The following is a 16782-nucleotide window of genomic DNA, read 5'->3' on the forward strand; positions in this document are numbered from 1 at the left end:
GGCCATGGAGCGCCAGCGCCACGAGACCGACCAGGTCGCCACCGCGATCAACCAGATGTCGTCCGCCGCGCAAGAAGTGGCGCGCAGCGCCCAGGGCGCTTCAGTGGCCGCCCAGCAAACCGATGCCGAAGGCCAGGCCGCCAAGCGCGTGGTAGACGGCAGCATCGCGCAGATCCATGCGCTGGTGAACGACATCCGCAGCAGCGGCGTGTCCCTCGACAGCTTGCAACAGGACGTGTCCTCCATCGTCAGTGTGCTCAGCGTGATCCGCTCTATTGCTGAGCAGACCAACCTGCTCGCGCTCAACGCCGCGATCGAGGCCGCACGGGCAGGGGAGGCCGGGCGTGGTTTTGCGGTGGTGGCGGATGAAGTGCGCGCGCTGGCCAGTCGCACGCAGACCAGCACCCAGGAAATCCAGGGCATGATCGACCGCCTGCAAAAAGGCACCGAAGCCGCCGTGGACGCCATGCGCCGCTCCAGCGATGCTGGCGACGGCACCTCGGCCAAGGCCAACGAAGCCGGGGCGTCCCTGGACACCATGGCGCAGTTGATCGGCACCATCAATTCGATGAACGCCCAGATCGCCAGCGCCGCCGAAGAGCAGACCGCCGTGGCCGAAGAGATCAATCGCAGCGTGCATCAGATCGCCGTGGCGGTGGACAGCGTCGCCGATGAGACCCAACTGGGTGCCCAGACCTCCCGCAGCCTGGCGGATCTGGGTCAGCGTTTGGGGCAACTGGTCGGCCAGTTCAGGATCTGATCAGCCATAGCTTCAGCGTATGTTGGCCTAACGTTAATACGCATATACCTATCACGGCCCCTCAGTGAGACGTGAGCCCTTACCACAACAGGGGCTTATCTCATGTCACTTGCCGACCTTGCCGATCCGCTTCAGCGCCTGGCTGAACTCGACACCCACACGGTTTCCGATGCACTGGATTTCCTGCAACTGCCTGGCCCCGTACCTGCGGATCGCCTACGCCCTGGATGAGGATTCGTTGCGCCAAGCCTGCGCGGCGATCCACCGGTTTTGCGTGGCGACCCGTTAGACGTCGCGCATCAGCAAACCAAAGCGCACGTCCATCTCGGCCGGAAGCGGCACATACACCGTGTGCCCATCCCCCGGCGCCACGTCGATGGCCTCGCCCTTGAGGTTGTGTAAGGTGGCCAGGTCAAAGTGAAAGTTGCCGGCGGGCGTCATCAATTCCAGATGATTGCCCACGGCAAAACGGTTCTTCACCTTGACCTCGGCCAACTCGCCCCGACGCTCGCCGGTCAGCTCCCCGACGAATTGCTGGCGCTCCGACACCGAACTGCCGTTCTGGTAGTTCTGGTATTCGTCGTGCACATGGCGGCGCAGGAAGCCTTCGGTGTAGCCGCGCTGGGCCAGGGATTCGAGGTCGGTCATCAGGTGGCGGTCGAAAGCGCGACCGGCTACCGCATCGTCGATGGCCTGGCGATATACCTGGGTGGTGCGCGCGCAGTAGAAGTGCGATTTGGTGCGGCCCTCGATCTTCAGCGAATGCACGCCCATGTGGGTCAGGCGCTCCACATGCTGCACGGCGCGCAGGTCCTTGGCGTTCATGATGTAGGTGCCGTGCTCGTCTTCGAAGGCGGGCATCTGTTCATCGGGGCGGTTGGCTTCTTGCAGCAGGAAGACGTGGTCGGTGGGCGCGCCTATGCCCAGCGTGGGCTGACATTCCTGGACGATATCGCCCGTGGCGTTTTCCACCGCCGGGGTCGCCTGGTACTTCCAGCGACAGGCATTGGTGCAGGTGCCCTGGTTGGCATCGCGCTTGTTCATATAGCCCGAGAGCAGGCAGCGCCCGGAATAAGCCATGCACAGGGCGCCGTGTACAAACACTTCCAGCTCCATGGCCGGTACTTGCTGGCGAATCTCGTCGATTTCTTCCAGCGACAATTCCCGCGACAGGATCACCCGGCAGATCCCTTGCTGCTGCCAGAACTCCACGCTCGCCCAGTTGACCGTATTGGCCTGCACCGACAAATGGATAGGCATCTGCGGGAAGTGCCGGCGCACCAGCATGATCAGCCCCGGATCGGACATGATCAGTGCATCCGGGCCCATGGCGATCACCGGGGCCAGGTCCTTGAGGAAGGTCTTCAACTTGGCGTTGTGGGGTGCGATGTTGACCACCACGTAGAAGCGCTTGCCCAGGGCGTGAGCTTCCTGAATGCCGAGGGCCAGGTTGGCGTGGTCGAACTCGTTGTTGCGTACCCGCAGGCTGTAGCGCGGCTGGCCGGCGTACACCGCATCGGCGCCATAGGCGAAGGCGTAGCGCATGTTTTTCAGGGTGCCTGCGGGGGCGAGCAATTCGGGAGCGAGGATGGGAGGCATGGGCACGGGTCGCAAAAGGTCGCGAAGGTAGCCGAGCGGCAGCGGCGGTTTATTGATCCAGGTCGTCCTTTGGGCTTTTTGTATCGCTGTGTATCGACGGGCGGCGTGGATACGTGGGGATTTACACGCACGGGTTTTCGACACAGGCGCGATACCTGCGGGCCTTCTAATGGATTCCAGCGAGGCACACCGCCTCTCGTCATCGAACCCTGGAGCCTATCGCCATGAACACCAACGCCATGTACGCCGCCTGCCTGTTTGCTGCCCTGAATGTCTGCACCTTGTCGGCCCGCGCCGAAGCCAGCGTCACTGCGCACACCTACGACTACAGCACTCACTTGGACATCAAGCAGGTGGTGTCCATGACTCAGGATCCCACGCCAGTCTGCGGCGTGGTCAATGCGCGTATGACCTACCTGGACTCCCACGACAGGACCCAGGTGCTGGACTACCTCAAGTTCGGCGACGGTTGCATCGGCGATAACTGATTGCTTGCGGCCATAAGGTGAACATCATGCTACTGATCGCATTCCTGGGCGGCATCCTGACCGTCCTCAGCCCTTGTATCCTGCCGGTGGTGCCGTTTCTGTTCTTCGGGGTTGGTCGAACCCGCCGCTCGATCCTGCTGACGCTTGGCGGCATGGTCCTGACCTTCGCGCTGGTGTCCAGCCTGGCGGTGACCAGCAGTGAGTGGGTGGCACAGGCCAGTAATACCGGCCGCCAAGGGGCGCTGATGGTGATGGTGCTGTTTGCGCTGTCGTTGATCTCGGCGCGGGTTGGCGCCTGGTTGGCGCGGCCGTTCGTGCTGTTGGGCAACCGCATTGACCCCGACCACCGTGCACAGTCCGGCGCGCTCAAATCGCTGTTGATCGGCGTCGCCACCGGCTTGCTGTGGGCGCCGTGTGCCGGACCGATCCTGGGCGTCATCCTGACCGGCGCGATGCTGCAAGGCGCTAATGCGCAGACCAGCGTGTTGCTGGTGGCGTACGGATTGGGCAGCGCGTTGTCGCTGGGCACCTTGATTGTTGCGGGACGCGGCCTGGTCAACCGGCTCAAGGCCTCGATTCCGGTCACCGGCTGGCTGCGCCGTGGGGCAGGGGTGGCGGTACTGGCGGCGGCGGTGGTGATGTCCACCGGGGCCGACAAAACCCTGCTCGCGGGTACGTCGTCCGAAGGCGTCAGCCGCCTGGAAAAAGGCGTGCTGGAACAGGTTCCCAAGGGGGTGGATTACCGGGTGCGCAAGGTCAAGGCCGATCCGGTACCGGCTAACGCGCAGGGCGCGATGCCGTCGCTGTCCGGCGCGGTCGAGTGGCTCAACTCACCCGAACTCACGCGCGAATCCTTGAAGGGCAAAGTGGTGCTGGTGGATTTCTGGACCTACGACTGCATCAACTGCCAGCACACGCTGCCCTATGTGAAGCAATGGGCGCAGAAGTATGCGCAGCAGGGCTTGGTGGTGATCGGCGTGCACACCCCGGAATACGGCTACGAGCGCATCCTCAGCAACGTCAAGGACCAGGTGCGCAAGCTGGGTATCACTTACCCGGTGGCTGTCGACAACCACTACGCGATCTGGCGCAGCTTCGACAACCAGTACTGGCCCGCCCATTACCTGTTCGACACCGACGGGCAACTGCGTTACACCCACTTTGGCGAAGGTCGTTATGAAGTTCAGGAACAGATGATCCAGGCGTTATTGGATGAAGCTAAAGCCCTCAAGTGAGGCGGTCTATGCTTGTTCGATAACCCAGGGGCACTCCCAGGTTTCGCTGCGGACTAAGCAACGGGGCCTACACGGGGCTGCTGCTTTTCTGACATGGATCGGACATGAATCAAACCAACCTGCAATTCAAAACCCTGCTGTTGCTCCTGGGCCTGGTGACCATCGCCTTCATCTGGATATTGCTGCCGTTCTACGGCGCAGTGTTCTGGGCGGTGATCCTCGGCATCATCTTTGCCCCAATGCAGCGTCGCCTGCAGCAGCGCTTTGGCTGGAACCGCAACTTCACTTCCCTGGCGACCTTGAGTGCCTGCCTGATCATCGCGATCCTGCCGGTGATCATCACCAGTGCCTTGCTGGTGCAAGAGGGCGCGACGCTTTATAAAAATGTGGAAAGCGGCAAGCTGGACGTGGCGGGGTATATCGAGCAGTTCAAGAACGTGCTGCCGCCGTACTTCCAGCACCTGCTCGACCGCTTTGGCATGGGTAACCTGGAAGGCTTGCGCGAGAAAATCGTCAAGAGCGCAATGCAAGGCAGCCAGTTCTTTGCGACCCAGGCGTTCAGCTTCGGCCAGGGCACGTTTGATTTCCTGGTGAGCTTTTTCATCATGCTGTATCTGCTGTTCTTCCTGCTGCGCGATGGCCCGGAGCTGGTGCGCAAGGTGCGCACGGCGGTGCCGTTGGCCGAGCCGCAGAAGCGCCGGTTGCAACTCAAGTTCAATCGGGTGGTGCGTGCCACGGTCAAGGGCAACGTGCTGGTGGCCGTGACCCAGGGCGCGCTGGGCGGGTTGATCTTCTGGTTCCTGGATATCCCCAGTGCGTTGCTCTGGGCGGTGCTGATGGCGTTTCTGTCGTTGCTGCCCGCTGTGGGCGCCGGGATTGTGTGGGGGCCGGTGGCCGCTTACTTCCTGTTGAGCGGTTTGATCTGGCAGGGCGTCGTGCTGGCGCTGTTTGGCGTGTTTGTGATCGGCCTGGTGGACAACGTGCTGCGCCCGATCCTGGTGGGCAAGGACACCAAGATGCCGGACTACCTGATCCTGATCTCGACCCTGGGCGGTCTGTCGGTGTTTGGCTTGAACGGCTTTGTCATCGGGCCGCTGGTGGCGGCGCTGTTTATGTCCAGCTGGGCGTTGTTTGTGGAAAGCAAGCCGCGAGTCAAATTGCCATTACCGTAAACCTCAAGCATGCAGCCTGAAGGTCGAGGCTTGTTGCAGCTGTTTTTCGGCTGCGGACAAGGACGTGAGCGGGCCGCTGATGGCCTCGCCATCGCGAACTACGTACCAGCATGCGAGCAAACCCAGCTCCCGAAGTGGGGCGGGGACGGCGCTGCCGATGACGGACATGATCTGAACAGTGGGCATAAGGACCTCCAATCGCTATGGGGGTCACCTTACGGGGCTGGGCGGCCGAGGAAAAATCACCTGGCTCGATAGTCGACATCGACGCGAGGCGTCAGTCCACGACCTGGTCGAGCATATTCACCACTTCCTGCTCGCTGAGCAGGCCTTTGCGCACCAGGTTTTCCGCCAGCAGCGCGAGGAACTTGGCGCTGCGGTGGCCTTCCAGGTGCTTGAGCTCGGTGAGGGCGCTGTAGACCTTGCTGGATGTACAAAGGCCGGCGGTGCGGTGTGGGTTTTGCGTGGGCATGGTCAGTCGTCCTTGTTGTTATTGAGTGGACAGAATCGATAGTGGAAGTATGTCGTGACATAAACATGACAGCGCGAGGCCCGTTCGGGCAAGTAGACATTCAATGTCGATGATGTGCGAATACGCGCCTGGCATTGTCCTCGGAACGACCTTGGCGCGATAAATCCAGACTTACCAGACAAAATCCAGGCAAAAAAAGGCCCCGCAACCTGCGAGGCCTGTTTCAGATCAGTCGATTACCAGCCGCGGCCGTAGTAGCCGTGGGGAGGGCCGTAGTAGCCACGCGGTGGGCCGTAATAAACCGGCGCCGGACGGTAGTAAACCTGTTGTTGCACATACACCGGTGGCGGCGGTGCGTAATAGACCGGCGGCGGAGCGGCATACACCGGCTGCGGTTGCACATACACCGGCTGCTGCACATAGACCTCACGCGGCTGGCTGGCAACCACGGAGCCCACGACTGCGGCGCCGACTAAAGCACCCAATACGGCCGGGCCACCCCAACCACCACCGTGGGCGGAGGCTTGGCCTGCCATAGCGAGTGCGCCAACAAGCAAGGCGATCTTGGGGATTGTACGAATCATGGTCATTCCTCGGTTAGCCCCTGCGCTTGTGGCCTGTAATCAATAGACTCAAGTAATGTCGCGGGGATACTTTTAAGACAACGTATTTCTGAAAAACAGCACAGCCGCTAGGTAAAGGTTGTGTAAGGTCTGTACCGATTTGCTTACTCAAAGGAGTTACCCATGCAGATGCACCCCAACAAGGACACTCGGCTGTGCATGTCACTGTCGGCGCGCCCTGGTAATTTCGGCCTGCGTTTTCATAACCATCTGTACGAACAGCTGGGTCTGAACTTCTACTATAAAGCCTTCAGCAGCCAGGATTTGCCCGGCGCGATCGGTGGTATCCGGGCGCTGGGCGTACGCGGCTGCGGGGTGTCCATGCCGTTCAAGGAGGCCGCCATTGCCTTAGTGGACGAACTCGACGATTCGGTTCAAGCCATCGATTCCCTGAACACCATCGTCAACACCGACGGGCACCTCAAGGCCTACAACACCGACTACATCGCCATCGAGCAGTTGCTGAAAAAGCACGCGGTGCCGAAGGACTCCACTTTTGCCCTGCATGGCAGCGGTGGCATGGCCAAGGCCGTGGCCAGTGCCTTGCGCGACGGTGGTTACGCCAATGGCGTCATCGTCGCGCGCAACGAGACGGCGGGCCGGGCGTTGGCAAAGCATTTGGGTTATGAGTGGCAAGCCGAACTGGGGGACTTGCGCCCGCAGATGCTGATCAACGTCACGCCCATCGGCATGACCGGCGGGCCCGAGGCGCAGGCGTTGGCATTCGAGGCGAATGCTATCGACGCGGCCGACACCCTTTTCGATGTCGTGGCGATCCCCACCGAAACGCCGCTGATCGTGCGCGGGCGCGCCAAGGGCAAGCGAGTGATCACTGGGTTGGAAGTGATAGCAATCCAGGCGTTGGAGCAGTTTGTGCTCTACACCGGGGTGCGACCGACGCAGGAGCAGTTCGAAAAAGCCGTGGCATTCGCCCGAACCTAAAGAGTACTGAAAATCAACTGTGGGAGGGGGCTGGCCCCTTCCCACATTTTTTCCGCGTTACAGCGGCTCCAATTTGGCCAGCCGCTCTTCCAGCAGTGCAATCCGCGCTTCCAGTTCTTCGATGCGCTCCACAGACACGCCACTGCCAGCCCCGCGCTCCACCGGACTCCCGCGTGCCGCGTTAATCACCTCGATATCCGCCGGGTCCCCCAGCGCATGGGTATAACGATCTTCCCGCTGCCCCGCCTGACGCGGCACCAGTAACGCCAGCCCTCGTGCAATCAGGCGCTCCAGTTGGTGCACCACCTGCTCGGCATCTTCGAAGTCGTGCATGCGCCCGCTGCGGGTCAGCAGTTCATTGACGGTCTGCGGCCCGCGCAAAAACAGCAGCCCGGTCAGGATCACCTGGGCCGGCACCAGTTCCAGCGCCTTGTCCACGCGATGCTCCCAGCGGTCGGCACGGCTGCCCATGACCAAGCGGGTAAAGCCTTGGCCTTCGAGCACACGCAGGCTCTGGCCGACCTGTCCCTGGCTGAGGTTCATCACCGGCTCGCGGCTGGTTTTCTGGTTGCAGGCCAGCACCAGGGCGTTGAGGGTCAAGGGGTAGGTTTCCGGGTTGGTTGCCTGTTTTTCGATCAGGCAGCCCAGGATGCGGATTTCCGTGCTGTTGAGGCGCGGCTCAGGCGTGTCGGTGTCGTGCTCGGCGGTCATCGCGCTTTCCCTATGCTGTGAAGGTCCTTAGCCTAATCCCGAAAAAATAAAAGACAAGCGGCGAGCATGTCTATAATCGCCGCTGGTTCAAACCGTGCCATAACCATGAGACTGCCATGACTATTTCCCTGTACGCCGCCTCCATCCCGGTCTTCAAGCAAATGCTCACCGCCCTGAGCGGCGTGTTGACCAAGGCCGAAGCCCACGCCACCGCCAAGAACATCGAGCCGAACGCCTTGCTGCAAGCGCGCCTGTTCCCGGACATGTTCCAACTGGTGCGCCAGGTGCAGATCGCCGTCGACTTCGCCAAGGGCGTTTCCGCACGCCTGGCCGAGATCGAAGTGCCGAAATATGAAGACACCGAAGTTACCTTCGCCGACCTGCAGGCGCTGATCGCCAAGGTGCTGGCGTTTGTCGATACCATCAAGCCAGAGCAGATCGACGGCAAGGAAGGCATCGAGATCATCACCCGTCCCGGCACGCCGAAAGAGAAGCGCTTCAGTGGCCAGTCCTACCTGCTGACCTACGGCCTGCCGCAGTTCTTCTTCCACGTCACCACGGCTTACGCCTTGCTGCGCCATAACGGTGTGGAAGTGGGCAAGCGCGATTACATGGGCGCTTTCTAAGCATCCAGTCACAAAAAAGCCCGGGGTCGTTCTTCAGTGAACGACCCCGGGCTTTTTTTTCGCCTGGCGTTTAAGCCGGTTGTTCTTCCTTGCCCAGGCAAGCAGCCGCGGTGAACAACACGTCAGTCGACGAATTGAGCGCGGTTTCCGCCGAATCCTGCAGCACGCCGATGATGAAACCGACAGCCACCACCTGCATGGCAATCTCACTGGGGATGCCAAACAGGCTGCACGCCAGCGGAATCAGTAGCAGCGAACCGCCGGCCACGCCGGAAGCGCCGCAGGCGCAGATGGCCGCGACCACGCTGAGCAGCACGGCAGTCGGCAGGTCGACGGCAATGCCCAAGGTGTGCACGGCCGCCAGGGTCAGCACGGTGATGGTGATCGCGGCACCGGCCATGTTGATGGTGGCGCCGAGCGGGATCGATACCGAGTAGGTGTCTTCATGTAAGCCCAGGCGTTTGCTCAACGCCAGGTTGACCGGGATGTTCGCCGCCGAACTGCGGGTGAAGAACGCGGTGATCCCGCTTTCGCGCAGGCACATCAGCACCAGTGGGTAGGGGTTGCGGCGCAGCTTCCAGAACACGATGGCCGGGTTGATCACCAGTGCCACGAACAGCATGCAGCCGATCAGCACCAGCAGCAGGTGGGCGTAGCCGAGCAGGGCGCCGAAACCGGAGGTGGCCAGGGTCGATGCCACCAGGCCGAAAATGCCAAGCGGCGCAAAGCGGATCACCACGCGCACGATCAGCGTGACGCCGTTGGACAGGTCGTCGAGCACCGTGCGGGTGGTTTCGCCCGCATGGCGAATGGCAACCCCCATACCGATGGCCCAGGCCAGGATGCCGATAAAGTTGGCATTCATCAGCGCGCTGACCGGGTTGTCCACCACGCTCAGCAGCAGGCTTTGCAGCACTTCACCAATGCCGCCCGGCGCGCTGACGGCCGCGTCATGGGCCGCGAGCACCAACGATGAGGGAAACCACATGCTCGCGATCACCGCGACCACGGCCGCGGCGAAGGTGCCCAGCAAGTACAGGAACAGGATCGGCTTGATATGGGTTTCCTGGCCGTGCTTATGGTTGGCGATCGACGCCATCACCAGCACAAACACCAGGATCGGTGCCACGGCCTTGAGCGCCGCGACGAAGACCTTGCCGATAAATCCGGTGGCCTTGGCGGCCTCGGGCAACAGCAAGGCCAACAGGATGCCGGCGATCAAGCCAATGACGATTTGCGTGACCAGGCTGACGCGCGCGAGTCGATGCAGGAGGGAAGGGGCAGCAGTCATAAACACTTGTCTCTAGTTTTTTTGGAGGCACAGCGGCACAGGCAGAAAGGGCTGTAGGACGCGGATCGCGAAGTCTAGCATGCTGTAGGAAAAGTCCTTGGTGGTGCGGCATCGCGTCACCCAGGTGCCCAAGCTCTCGCAAAATCCTGTTAAGATTGCGTCCTCTCATTTTTCCTATCCTTCAGCGAGCCCTCAGGGCTGTCGTTGATGTCGTCGTTTCTGGAGTTTTCATGTTGTTTCCCATCCTGCTGCTGTCGGCCGCCGGCTTTACCGTGCTGACCACAGAATTCGTCATCGTCGGCCTGCTGCCGTCCATCGCCCGTGACTTGAACGTCAGTGTGTCCCAGGCCGGGCTGCTGGTGACGTTGTTCGCGTTTACCGTGGCGGCCTTTGGTCCGTTTCTCACGGCGTACTGCGCGCGCTTCCCACGCAAGCGGCTGTTTATCAGCATCCTGATCATGTTTGGCGTAGCTAATACGGTGGCGGCGCTGGCACCGAATATCTGGGTGATGGCGCTGGCGCGGTTGATTCCGGCGTTGGGCTTACCGGTGTTCTGGGCCTTGGCCAGTGAAACCGCAGTGGACATCGTCGGCCCTGAATACGCTGGGCGCGCCATCGAAAAGATCGGTTTCGGTATCGTTTGCGCCACGGTGTTCGGCATTCCGGTGGGCACGCTGATTTCCGATATGTTCGGCTGGCGCAGCGCGTTTGCCATCCTTGCGATCGTGGCGGTGGCCAAGGCCTTGCTGCTGTTTATCTACCTGCCGGTGACCCAACCCAAGAACGATCAAGTGACGTTGCGCTCGCAGTTCAAGATCCTGCGCAATCCGTTGATGCAGGGCCATATCCTGCTGTCGATCCTGGTGTTCAGTGGCATGTTCACGGCGTACACCTACCTGGCCGATATCCTTGAACGCCTGGCCGGTTTCGACGGCACGTTGGTGGGCTGGTGCTTGATGGGCTTTGGTGCAGTCGGGTTGATCGGCAATTCCTTGGGCGGGCGCGCGGTGGACCGCCATCCGTTGATTGCGTCCATGGTGTTCTGCGGCTTTATGATCGCCGGCATGGTCGCGCTGGTGCCGGCGATTCACTCCACCGTCGGCCTGGCGGCGGCGATGGCCTTGTGGGGCGTGACCCAGGCGGCGATGTTCCTGGTCAGCCATGTGCGCTTGATGAAGGCCGCGCCCCACGCGCCGGCGTTTGCCGCGTCGCTGAATATCGCCGGGGCCAACCTGGGGATCGGCCTGGGCGCGATGGTCGGTGGCCATGTGATCGACACCCTCGGCCTGGGCAGCCTGGGCTTTGCCGCGTCCGGGTTTATCCTGGTGTCGATCCTGCTCGCCTTGTGGCTGATGACCGCGAAATCGATGTCGACCTGTGCCTGATTCAGGTGGGCGCGGGCTTGTTGTGGTGAGCAGGCTTGCCCGGCGCTGGGCTGCGAAGCAGCCCCTTGGTCGGCGGTGAACCCGTCGGGGGACAAGCCCCACTCACTGCAGCACGCCCACATTATGCTCAGGGCAGGGTGGTAAACAGCTCCCGTCGAGCGCCCTCGGTAATCGCCACGATGCCAGGGTGCTTGACCTTGCGCTCCACCGAGATCGCGTAGAACGACTCGGTCACGGCCACGGTCTGGCCAATCAGCGCCACGCCGTACTGACGCACCACTTCATCGGCAATCACGCTGGGGGCGATAAAGATCCCACTGCCGGATTGACCGAATGCCTGCATCAACGCGCTGTCATCGAACTCGCCGATGATCTTCGGTTGAATCTGCTGCTCGGCAAACCAACGCTGCAAACGGCTGCGCACGACGGTTTCCGCACCCGGAATCAACAGCGGTGCGCCGTGCAGGCACTGTGGGAAACTACCACCGTATGCGTCAGCCAGCGCCTGGGTGGCGAAAAAGCTGATGCCACATTCGCCCAACTTCTGGCTATAGCCTTTGATGTCGAGGTGGGTGGGCATGGGGCTGTCGGAAATCACCAGGTCCAGGCGCTGGATCGCCAGATCGGCTAGCAGGCGTTCGAGTTTGTCCTCGCGGCAGGTGATACGGATCGGCTCACTCAATTCCATGGTCGGCGCGATCAGCCGGTAGACGATGGACTTGGGCACCACGTCCGCCACCCCGACACGGAACAGGATCTGCTGCTCATCGGGTTGTGCGCGCAGCAGGGCCTCCAGTTCGTTGCCGGTCTGGAACATCTGCTCGGCATAGGGCAGGGCCCGGCGCCCGGCTTCGGTCAGTTCAAGCTGGCGCCCGACACGCTGAAACAGCGCGATACCAAAGGTCTGCTCGAGCAGGCTGATCTGCCCGCTGATCGTCTGGGGCGTGAGGTTGAGTTGCTCACAGGCGCGCACGATGCTGCCGGTCTTGGCCACCACCCAAAAGTAGTGCAGTTGTCGGTAATTGAGCATGACGGCCATCACTTCGTAAAAACCGAAGTATACGCGAGAAAAATACGAATTTTCCTGAACTGTTCATCTGCATAGAATGCCTCGCTATCGCGGGGCCACTATTTGGACCCAATGGTTCTAACGAGGAAGACATCATGAAACTCAATTCCCTGGGCACGGCAGCGCTGCTTGCGCTTTCATTGGTGGTGATCAGCGGTTGCGATCAGGTCGAGAAAAGTGCGCAGCAGGTGCTGGGCAAAGCCACCGAGTCGGCCAAGCAAGCGATCGATGACACCCACAAGGCCGCCGAGCAGGCGTTGAGTGAAGCGACAAACGGCCTGATCACGCCACAAAAAAAGGATGATCAGGAAGAAAACGAGTCTGAATCGAACAGCAAAGAAGCCTAACTTCCCCGTACAACGTCAGGACTGACCTATGGATTACCTTTTACAACTGGCTGCCAGCCCCACTGCCTGGGTTGCCCTGGCCACCTTGATCGTCATGGAAATCGTGCTGGGCATCGATAACCTGATCTTTATCTCGATCCTCACCAACAAATTGCCGGAGAAGCATCGGGCCAAGGCGCGCCGTATCGGTATCAGCATGGCGTTGATATTGCGCCTGGGCCTGTTGAGCACCATCGCGTTCATCGTGCAACTGACCACGCCGGTGTTCGAAGTGTTCGGCCAAGGCTTCTCGTGGAAAGACATGATCCTGATCGCCGGTGGCTTGTTCCTGGTGTGGAAGGCGACCACCGAGATCCATCACAGCATGGACCCGGAGCCCGAAGAGAAGGCCAGCGTCGGCAATACGGTCGCCATCGGTTTCGCCGCCGCCATCGGGCAGATCCTGTTGCTCGACCTAGTGTTCTCCATCGACAGCATCATCACCGCCGTGGGCATGACCGAGCACTTGCCGATCATGATCATTGCCGTAGTGACCTCGGTGATCGTGATGCTGGTGGCGGCTGAGCCGTTGGCCAAGTTCATCAACGACAACCCGACCGTCGTGATGCTTGCCCTGGGCTTCCTGATCATGATCGGCATGACCCTGATCGCCGAAGGCTTCGGTGCCCATGTGCCTAAAGGCTACGTGTACGCGGCCATGGCGTTCTCCGCAGCGATTGAATGCTTGAACATTGCCCGGCGTAACCGCCACAAGCGTTTGCTCGCTGCCCGCCAGTAACGCCTGAAACCCAAAGGCCGGCTGCGCTCACAAGAGCCCAGCCGGCCTTTTGCTGTCTGGTAGAATCCGTCCACTTGTTACCTTGAGGTCCACCATGAACGAGCCGATTCGCCTCACCCAGTACAGCCACGGCGCGGGTTGCGGCTGCAAGATTTCGCCCCAGGTGCTGGAAGTGATCCTCGCCGGCAGCGGCGCACAGAACCTTGACCCCAACCTGTGGGTGGGCAACGCCTCGCGTGACGATGCGGCGGTATACGCCATCGATGACGAGCGCGGCGTGGTCTCGACCACGGACTTCTTCATGCCGATTGTCGATGATCCTTACGATTTCGGTCGGATTGCCGCCACCAATGCCATCAGCGATATCTACGCCATGGGCGGCGATCCGCTGATGGCCATCGCCATTCTGGGCTGGCCGGTGAACGTGCTGGCGCCGGAGATTGCCCGCGAAGTGATCCGTGGCGGCCGCTCGGTGTGTGACGAAGCCGGCATCCCCCTGGCCGGCGGGCATTCCATCGATGCCCCGGAGCCGATCTTCGGCCTGGCCGTGACCGGGCTGGTGCAAAAGCGCCACATGAAGCGCAACGACACCGCCACCGCCGGTTGCCGGCTGTACCTGACCAAACCCCTGGGCATCGGCATCCTCACCACCGCTGAGAAAAAGGGCAAGCTGCGCGAGGCGGACATCGGCCTGGCCCGCGACTGGATGTGCACCCTGAACAAGCCCGGCAGCCGTTTCGGCAAGTTGGCGGGTGTGACGGCGATGACCGACGTCACCGGTTTCGGTCTGTTGGGTCACTTGGTGGAAATGGCTGACGGCAGCGGTCTGACGGCGCGCATCGAATACGACAACGTCCCACGCCTGGCCGGGATCGAAGACTACCTTGACCAGGGCTGCATGCCCGGTGGCACCTTGCGTAACTTCGACAGCTATTCGAGCAAACTCGGGCGCCTGCAGGAGCTGCACAAGCGCGTACTGTGCGACCCGCAGACCAGCGGAGGCCTGTTGATCGCCGTCACGCCCGAGGGGGACGCGCACTTTCACACCGTGGCGGCTGAGCTGGGCCTGGTCTTGAAGCCTATCGGTGAGCTGGTCGAGCGACAGACCCACGCGGTTGAGGTGATTTGATGGCAACTGATATCACCGACTACCGCGACATTTTCCTCAACGACCGGCCGATGATGGATACCCGTGCGCCGATCGAGTTCACCAAGGGCGCGTTCCCCGGGGTGATCAACCTGCCGTTGATGACCGACGACGAACGCCAGCGCGTCGGCACCTGCTACAAGCAGCAAGGCCAGCAGGCCGCAATCGTGCTTGGGCACGAACTGGTGTCGGGCGCCATCAAGGCCGAACGCATCGAACAATGGGCACGTTTCGCCCAGGCCAACCCCGAGGGCTACCTTTACTGTTTTCGTGGTGGGTTGCGTTCGCAGATCGTGCAGCAATGGCTCAAGACCGAAGCCGGCATTGAATATCCGCGTGTCGGTGGCGGCTACAAGGCCATGCGCACCTTTTTGCTGGAGACCGTCGAGCACGCTGCGACGCAGTGTGACTTCGTGCTGCTGGGCGGTATGACGGGCACCGGCAAGACCGAGGTTCTCGGCCAGTTGCGTAATGCCCTGGACCTGGAAGGCCACGCCAACCATCGCGGCTCCAGCTTCGGCAAACGCGCGACGGCGCAGCCGTCCAACATCGCTTTCGAAAATCGCCTGGCCGTGGACCTGCTGAAAAAGCGTGCCGCCGGTATCGAGCAGTTCGTGGTCGAGGATGAAAGCCGCATGATCGGCAGTTGCGCGCTGCCGCTGGTGTTGCACAAGGGCATGCAAACGTTCCCGATGGTGTGGCTGCAAGACAGCGTAGAAGGGCGGGTCGAGCGCATCCTGCGCGACTATGTGGTGGACCTGTGCGCCGAATTTATCGAGGTATTCGGCGACGCCGGCCAGGCGCTGTTTGCCGAGCGCCTGACCCAGAGCCTGGGCAATATCCATAAACGTCTGGGCGGCGAACGCTTCCAGCGGTTGCAGGCGATCTTGCAATCGGCTTTGGCGGAGCAGGCCCGCAGCGGTGATGTGGACCTGCATCGCGCCTGGATCGAAGGGCTTCTGCGTGAATATTACGACCCGATGTACGCCTTCCAGCGTGAAAGCAAAGGCGCACGGATCGAGTTCGCAGGGGAGCAGGGCGCCGTGGTGGCGTATTTGCGCGAGCGCGCCCTGATCAGAGGATAGCCGCGCCGATCAACCCACACACCACCCCCACCAGCATCGTCAACCCAGCCACCGTCACCAGCACCCGCGCATCGAAGTCCTTGCGCAGCATCAGCAGTGACGGCAGGCTCACACTCGGCAGGGTCATCAGCAAGGCGACGGCCGGGCCGGTGCCCATGCCCAGGGTCATCATGGTTTGTACGATGGGGATCTCAGCGGCGGTGGGAATCACGAACAGCGTGCCGACAATCGCCAGCGGCACCAGCCACACCAGGCTGTTGGCCATGGCCCCGTCGACATGGGGGAATAGCCACACCCGCGCGGCGCCCAGGATCAACACGGCCAGGATGTACACCGGGATGGTGCTCCAGAACAACTGCCACAGGGTGCGCAGCCAACGGCCCAGGAAAGGTTCGGAGTCAACCGCGCTCACCTCGGCCACTGCCTCCAATGCCACCTCCGGCACCTGGTCCGGGCGTGCAATGCGTTGCGCCACCAGGGACACGCCCACTACCAGCACAAGGCCCGCCACCAGCCGCAATGCGGTGAAGCCCCAGCCCAGCACGAAACCCATGAACACCAGCGTCGCCGGGTTCAGCACGGGGTTGGCGATCCAGAACGCGAGCGCCGCGCCCACCGATACCCGTTGGCGACGCATGCCGGCCGCTACGGGTGCCGCGCAGCAACTGCACATCATCCCCGGCAGGGCGAACAGCCCGCCACGCAGGGTCGAACCCAGCCCGGCACGGCCGAACAGGCGCAGCAACCAGTCGCGGGGGATCAGCACTTGCAGGAGAGAGCCAAGGATCACCGCCAGGACGGCGGCCTTCCAGATTGCCAGGAAGTACACCTGGGCATACGCCAGGGCGGCCGCCAGTGGCGAGCTTGGCTGATCGTTGAGAATCGAGGCGCCAATGCTGTGGTTATCGGCGGCCACGAAGGCCTTGAAGTAGTAGGGCGACCACTTCACGTAGTAGAGACCGACACAGGTGACCAGCAGGAACAGCGCTGGTTTCCACCAGAACGACCAGCCCCGGTTGGGCTGGGTTGAGGCAAGGTTGGGCATGGAGAGG

Annotated in this window: 20 protein-coding genes; 12 read left to right on the top strand and 8 right to left on the bottom strand. The window is 61.7% G+C overall.

Annotated elements, in window-relative coordinates; genetic code table 11:
• Nucleotides 1-4 precede the first annotated feature (4 nt).
• The gene (locus ACI512_RS13995; protein WP_371914030.1) at nt 5-760 is read left to right on the top strand and encodes a methyl-accepting chemotaxis protein; all 756 of its coding nucleotides are present in this window, start codon (nt 5-7) and stop codon (nt 758-760) included.
• A gap of 102 nt (nt 761-862) precedes the next feature.
• Nucleotides 863-991, top strand: coding sequence for a hypothetical protein (locus tag ACI512_RS14000; RefSeq protein ID WP_268947311.1), 129 nt, complete (start codon nt 863-865; stop codon nt 989-991).
• A gap of 54 nt (nt 992-1045) precedes the next feature.
• Here ACI512_RS14000 and yegQ read toward each other — a convergent pair whose 3' ends face one another.
• Nucleotides 1046-2359: a tRNA 5-hydroxyuridine modification protein YegQ gene (yegQ, locus tag ACI512_RS14005; RefSeq protein ID WP_236380267.1), complete on the bottom strand. Its 1314-nt coding sequence runs from the start codon at nt 2357-2359 to the stop codon at nt 1046-1048.
• Nucleotides 2360-2583: 224 nt separating this feature from the next.
• On the opposite strand from yegQ, the gene ACI512_RS14010 reads away from it, so the two are divergent.
• The 3 genes from ACI512_RS14010 to ACI512_RS14020 all read left to right on the top strand — a co-directional run bounded on the left by ACI512_RS14010 (nt 2584) and on the right by ACI512_RS14020 (nt 5254).
• Nucleotides 2584-2847, top strand: coding sequence for a DUF2790 domain-containing protein (locus tag ACI512_RS14010; protein ID WP_236380268.1), 264 nt, complete (start codon nt 2584-2586; stop codon nt 2845-2847).
• 26 nt (nt 2848-2873) lie between these two features.
• Nucleotides 2874-4082: a cytochrome c biogenesis protein DipZ gene (locus ACI512_RS14015; RefSeq protein ID WP_236380269.1), complete on the top strand. Its 1209-nt coding sequence runs from the start codon at nt 2874-2876 to the stop codon at nt 4080-4082.
• 104 nt (nt 4083-4186) lie between these two features.
• Entirely contained in the window at nt 4187-5254 is a 1068-nt protein-coding gene (locus ACI512_RS14020; RefSeq protein ID WP_236380270.1) for an AI-2E family transporter, read from the top strand.
• 3 nt (nt 5255-5257) lie between these two features.
• On the opposite strand, the gene ACI512_RS14025 is transcribed toward ACI512_RS14020, so the two are convergent.
• The 3 genes from ACI512_RS14025 to ACI512_RS14035 form a co-directional block, all read right to left on the bottom strand.
• The gene (locus ACI512_RS14025) at nt 5258-5440 is read right to left on the bottom strand and encodes a hypothetical protein (RefSeq protein WP_012723371.1); all 183 of its coding nucleotides are present in this window, start codon (nt 5438-5440) and stop codon (nt 5258-5260) included.
• A gap of 91 nt (nt 5441-5531) precedes the next feature.
• Complete coding sequence (locus ACI512_RS14030) at nt 5532-5726, bottom strand: hypothetical protein (RefSeq protein WP_010211349.1); 195 nt, start codon at nt 5724-5726, stop codon at nt 5532-5534.
• Between the two features lie 236 nt (nt 5727-5962).
• The gene (locus tag ACI512_RS14035) at nt 5963-6316 is read right to left on the bottom strand and encodes a hypothetical protein (RefSeq protein ID WP_012723373.1); all 354 of its coding nucleotides are present in this window, start codon (nt 6314-6316) and stop codon (nt 5963-5965) included.
• Nucleotides 6317-6472: 156 nt separating this feature from the next.
• On the opposite strand from ACI512_RS14035, the gene ACI512_RS14040 reads away from it, so the two are divergent.
• On the top strand, nt 6473-7291 hold the full coding sequence (locus ACI512_RS14040) for a shikimate 5-dehydrogenase (RefSeq protein ID WP_236380271.1): 819 nt from the start codon (nt 6473-6475) through the stop codon (nt 7289-7291).
• Nucleotides 7292-7348: 57 nt separating this feature from the next.
• Here ACI512_RS14040 and ACI512_RS14045 read toward each other — a convergent pair whose 3' ends face one another.
• Nucleotides 7349-8002, bottom strand: coding sequence for a YceH family protein (locus ACI512_RS14045; RefSeq protein WP_236380272.1), 654 nt, complete (start codon nt 8000-8002; stop codon nt 7349-7351).
• 116 nt (nt 8003-8118) lie between these two features.
• Between ACI512_RS14045 and ACI512_RS14050 the strand changes: the two genes are divergently transcribed.
• On the top strand, nt 8119-8628 hold the full coding sequence (locus tag ACI512_RS14050; protein ID WP_010211342.1) for a DUF1993 family protein: 510 nt from the start codon (nt 8119-8121) through the stop codon (nt 8626-8628).
• Between the two features lie 70 nt (nt 8629-8698).
• Here the strand turns inward: ACI512_RS14050 and sstT are convergent, their stop codons facing one another.
• On the bottom strand, nt 8699-9919 hold the full coding sequence (gene sstT / locus ACI512_RS14055; RefSeq protein WP_236380273.1) for a serine/threonine transporter SstT: 1221 nt from the start codon (nt 9917-9919) through the stop codon (nt 8699-8701).
• 230 nt (nt 9920-10149) lie between these two features.
• Here sstT and ACI512_RS14060 point away from each other — a divergent pair, with 230 nt between their 5' ends.
• Nucleotides 10150-11304 carry an MFS transporter gene (locus ACI512_RS14060; RefSeq protein ID WP_405121848.1) on the top strand — a complete coding sequence of 385 codons (1155 nt, stop codon included), beginning with the start codon at nt 10150-10152 and terminating at the stop codon, nt 11302-11304.
• A 127-nt stretch (nt 11305-11431) separates the two neighbouring features.
• Here the strand turns inward: ACI512_RS14060 and nhaR are convergent, their stop codons facing one another.
• Nucleotides 11432-12334, bottom strand: a complete 903-nt coding sequence (nhaR, locus tag ACI512_RS14065; RefSeq protein ID WP_236380277.1) for a transcriptional activator NhaR — start codon at nt 12332-12334, stop codon at nt 11432-11434.
• A 134-nt stretch (nt 12335-12468) separates the two neighbouring features.
• Here nhaR and ACI512_RS14070 point away from each other — a divergent pair, with 134 nt between their 5' ends.
• From ACI512_RS14070 to mnmH, 4 genes are all read left to right on the top strand, one after another.
• Nucleotides 12469-12720, top strand: a complete 252-nt coding sequence (locus ACI512_RS14070) for a hypothetical protein (protein ID WP_012723381.1) — start codon at nt 12469-12471, stop codon at nt 12718-12720.
• Nucleotides 12721-12748: 28 nt separating this feature from the next.
• Entirely contained in the window at nt 12749-13498 is a 750-nt protein-coding gene (locus ACI512_RS14075) for a TerC family protein (RefSeq protein ID WP_064055477.1), read from the top strand.
• 94 nt (nt 13499-13592) lie between these two features.
• On the top strand, nt 13593-14627 hold the full coding sequence (selD, locus tag ACI512_RS14080) for a selenide, water dikinase SelD (RefSeq protein ID WP_236380278.1): 1035 nt from the start codon (nt 13593-13595) through the stop codon (nt 14625-14627).
• On the top strand, nt 14627-15730 hold the full coding sequence (gene mnmH / locus ACI512_RS14085) for a tRNA 2-selenouridine(34) synthase MnmH (protein ID WP_231808105.1): 1104 nt from the start codon (nt 14627-14629) through the stop codon (nt 15728-15730). The genes selD and mnmH overlap by 1 nt, the downstream gene beginning before the upstream one ends.
• On the opposite strand, the gene ACI512_RS14090 is transcribed toward mnmH, so the two are convergent.
• Nucleotides 15720-16775: a permease gene (locus ACI512_RS14090; protein ID WP_236380279.1), complete on the bottom strand. Its 1056-nt coding sequence runs from the start codon at nt 16773-16775 to the stop codon at nt 15720-15722. The genes mnmH and ACI512_RS14090 overlap by 11 nt on opposite strands.
• Nucleotides 16776-16782: the final 7 nt, after the last annotated feature.

Source organism: Pseudomonas petroselini (assembly GCF_045037875.1).
Taxonomy (GTDB): domain Bacteria; phylum Pseudomonadota; class Gammaproteobacteria; order Pseudomonadales; family Pseudomonadaceae; genus Aquipseudomonas; species Aquipseudomonas petroselini.

What these genes read in the sequence shown, in the direction of transcription:
- ACI512_RS13995 (WP_371914030.1), top strand. Translation starts at nt 5, where the DNA reads ATGGAGCGCCAGCGCCACGAGACCGACCAGGTCGCCACCGCGATCAAC.
- ACI512_RS14000 (WP_268947311.1), top strand. Translation starts at nt 863, where the DNA reads ATGTCACTTGCCGACCTTGCCGATCCGCTTCAGCGCCTGGCTGAACTC.
- yegQ (WP_236380267.1), bottom strand. Translation starts at nt 2,359, where the DNA reads ATGCCTCCCATCCTCGCTCCCGAATTGCTCGCCCCCGCAGGCACCCTG.
- ACI512_RS14010 (WP_236380268.1), top strand. Translation starts at nt 2,584, where the DNA reads ATGAACACCAACGCCATGTACGCCGCCTGCCTGTTTGCTGCCCTGAAT.
- ACI512_RS14015 (WP_236380269.1), top strand. Translation starts at nt 2,874, where the DNA reads ATGCTACTGATCGCATTCCTGGGCGGCATCCTGACCGTCCTCAGCCCT.
- ACI512_RS14020 (WP_236380270.1), top strand. Translation starts at nt 4,187, where the DNA reads ATGAATCAAACCAACCTGCAATTCAAAACCCTGCTGTTGCTCCTGGGC.
- ACI512_RS14025 (WP_012723371.1), bottom strand. Translation starts at nt 5,440, where the DNA reads ATGCCCACTGTTCAGATCATGTCCGTCATCGGCAGCGCCGTCCCCGCC.
- ACI512_RS14030 (WP_010211349.1), bottom strand. Translation starts at nt 5,726, where the DNA reads ATGCCCACGCAAAACCCACACCGCACCGCCGGCCTTTGTACATCCAGC.
- ACI512_RS14035 (WP_012723373.1), bottom strand. Translation starts at nt 6,316, where the DNA reads ATGACCATGATTCGTACAATCCCCAAGATCGCCTTGCTTGTTGGCGCA.
- ACI512_RS14040 (WP_236380271.1), top strand. Translation starts at nt 6,473, where the DNA reads ATGCAGATGCACCCCAACAAGGACACTCGGCTGTGCATGTCACTGTCG.
- ACI512_RS14045 (WP_236380272.1), bottom strand. Translation starts at nt 8,002, where the DNA reads ATGACCGCCGAGCACGACACCGACACGCCTGAGCCGCGCCTCAACAGC.
- ACI512_RS14050 (WP_010211342.1), top strand. Translation starts at nt 8,119, where the DNA reads ATGACTATTTCCCTGTACGCCGCCTCCATCCCGGTCTTCAAGCAAATG.
- sstT (WP_236380273.1), bottom strand. Translation starts at nt 9,919, where the DNA reads ATGACTGCTGCCCCTTCCCTCCTGCATCGACTCGCGCGCGTCAGCCTG.
- ACI512_RS14060 (WP_405121848.1), top strand. Translation starts at nt 10,150, where the DNA reads ATGTTGTTTCCCATCCTGCTGCTGTCGGCCGCCGGCTTTACCGTGCTG.
- nhaR (WP_236380277.1), bottom strand. Translation starts at nt 12,334, where the DNA reads ATGCTCAATTACCGACAACTGCACTACTTTTGGGTGGTGGCCAAGACC.
- ACI512_RS14070 (WP_012723381.1), top strand. Translation starts at nt 12,469, where the DNA reads ATGAAACTCAATTCCCTGGGCACGGCAGCGCTGCTTGCGCTTTCATTG.
- ACI512_RS14075 (WP_064055477.1), top strand. Translation starts at nt 12,749, where the DNA reads ATGGATTACCTTTTACAACTGGCTGCCAGCCCCACTGCCTGGGTTGCC.
- selD (WP_236380278.1), top strand. Translation starts at nt 13,593, where the DNA reads ATGAACGAGCCGATTCGCCTCACCCAGTACAGCCACGGCGCGGGTTGC.
- mnmH (WP_231808105.1), top strand. Translation starts at nt 14,627, where the DNA reads ATGGCAACTGATATCACCGACTACCGCGACATTTTCCTCAACGACCGG.
- ACI512_RS14090 (WP_236380279.1), bottom strand. Translation starts at nt 16,775, where the DNA reads ATGCCCAACCTTGCCTCAACCCAGCCCAACCGGGGCTGGTCGTTCTGG.